Annotated in this window: 1 protein-coding gene and 1 pseudogene; both read left to right on the top strand. The window is 59.4% G+C overall.

Translation table 11 applies throughout. The features are described 5' to 3' along the window. Positions 1–207, top strand: a pseudogene (locus ACR0EL_RS21350) (IS110-like element ISMex17 family transposase); the annotation flags it as partial. Between the two features lie 163 nt (positions 208–370). Beyond that, positions 371–1,726: an IS5 family transposase gene (locus ACR0EL_RS21345; protein WP_480448282.1), complete on the top strand. Its 1,356-nt coding sequence runs from the start codon at positions 371–373 to the stop codon at positions 1,724–1,726. The last annotated feature ends 287 nt before the right edge of the window (positions 1,727–2,013 follow it).

The raw sequence follows: 2,013 nt of genomic DNA, 5'->3' as shown, positions 1-2,013 counted from the left end.
GCCATTGGCGGAGGACGCAGGCTATTGCGCCACGTTCTGTTCCAGGCCGCCCTTGTCGCAAGCCACCACAACCCGGTCCTCAAGCCCTTCGCGGATCGCCTCCGAGCAGCCGGTAAACCACACAAAGTCGTCATCACCGCAGTCGCAAGAAAGCTTGTCACAATCGCGAACGCACTGTGCAAATCACGGCAACAGTGGAACGCTTAGCTCGCATGACAAATACAATTGCTAATGGGCCCAGAAACTAATTGGTCGACCCTGAGTAATTCCCAACCTACTGATTTTCTGATGGAAATGCTGATTTCGTGTGTTTTTGAGCTGCAGGGTTTGCTATTCTGCGGGCGATTTTCTTGCAATTTCGGATTGCCTCATGAAGCCCAAGTCGAGACCGCTGGAACAGGATGATTTGCTGCGCCCGCGCCTGGTCGATCTGATCGACATGCGCCATGAGCTGGTTAAGCTCGAGGGCTATATCGACTGGGATTTCTTCGAGCGCGAATGGTCCGGGTTTTTCCCGTCGCACCGCGGTCGGCCGGCAACATCGCCGCGGCTGGTGGCCGGGCTTCTGTATCTGCAGCACGCCCATGACCTGTCTGACGAGGCCGTTGTCCGGCGTTGGGTGGAGAACCCCTACTACCAGCATTTCTGCGGCGAGGTGTTCTTTCAGCATCGCCCCCCGATCGACCCGTCTTCGCTGACCCGGTGGCGGAAACGGATCGGCGAGGAGGGTGTCGAATGGCTGCTCACCAAGACCATCGAGGCCGGCAAGGCTGCCGGGGCGATAGATGACAAGAGCGTCGGGCGGGTCATCGTCGACACGACGGTGATGGAGAAAGACATTGCCCATCCCACCGACGCTCGGCTCTACGAACGCGCCCGGCAACGGTTGGTCAAGCTGGCCGGCGAGGCCGGGATACAGCTCCGCCAGAGCTATGCGCGTCTGGCTCCGAGGCTTGCGGCTCAGGTCGGCCGCTACGCCCATGCCCGGCAGTTCAAGCGCATGCGCAAGGCACTGAGAAGATTGAAAGGATATACCGGCCGCGTGATGCGCGACATCGCGCGGCAACTCGAGAAGGTCGCCGACCCCGGCCTCATGGCCCGTATCGCCGATGAACTGGAGCTTGCCGCCCGGTTACTGCGGCAAAAACCGAAGGACAAGGGCAAGCTCTACGCGCTACACGAACCCGCGGTCGACTGCATTTCCAAGGGCAAGGCCCACAAACGCTACGAATTCGGCTGCAAGGTCAGCGTCGCCACCACGATGAACGAGGGCTTTGTGGTCGGCATTCGGTCGCTGCCCGGCAACCCTTACGACGGCCACACTCTGGCCGAAGCGCTGGAGCAGGTGGAAATCCTCACCGACACCCGCCCCGCCCAGGTCTTCGTCGACCGCGGCTACCGCGGCCATGGCGTGACTTTGAGCCAGGTGTTTATCAGCGGCCAGAAGCGCGGTGTCACACCAGTCCTTCGCAAGTTGATCCGCCGGCGAAGCGCAATCGAGCCCACCATCGGCCACATGAAATCCGAAGGTCGCCTCAGACGCTGCCCGCTCAAGGGCACCCTCGGCGATGCCATCTTCGCAGTGCTGTGCGGCTGCGGCCACAACATCCGCCTGATCCTGGCTCATATCAGAAAGCTTTGGCCTCAAATCTGGGGCAGGATACTCGACGCCCTGACTGCGATCTCACTCTGCCGGCGGCCACGACACGCTCTCGCGGCGGCATAAAGCAATATGTTCAGGGCCGACTAATTATTTCTCTTTGGAAACGATTGCTGTCGACTCTGTCACTGGTTTCGACGGGATTTCGTTTCTTGGATTTCGCGGCAAGCCACGAGATGATGAGGATCCTGGAAACTGGATTCTCCATCCGGAGTTGCGAAATGCCATCCGGGCTGTGCAGTGATCCGACGGATACGCCCGACGAGTGCCATAGTTAGTCTAACAAGGGCTACTGAAACCCAGCGTCGATAAAAGCAAGAACCCTATCGAGGTGCTCTACGTCAGACAAAATT

The organism is Ruegeria sp. AH12 (assembly GCF_056541465.1).
The sequence above is the reverse complement of the archived record's forward strand: the minus strand, read 5'-3'. Positions and strand labels throughout refer to the sequence as shown.

What these genes read in the sequence shown, in the direction of transcription:
- ACR0EL_RS21345 (WP_480448282.1), top strand. Translation starts at nt 371, where the DNA reads ATGAAGCCCAAGTCGAGACCGCTGGAACAGGATGATTTGCTGCGCCCG.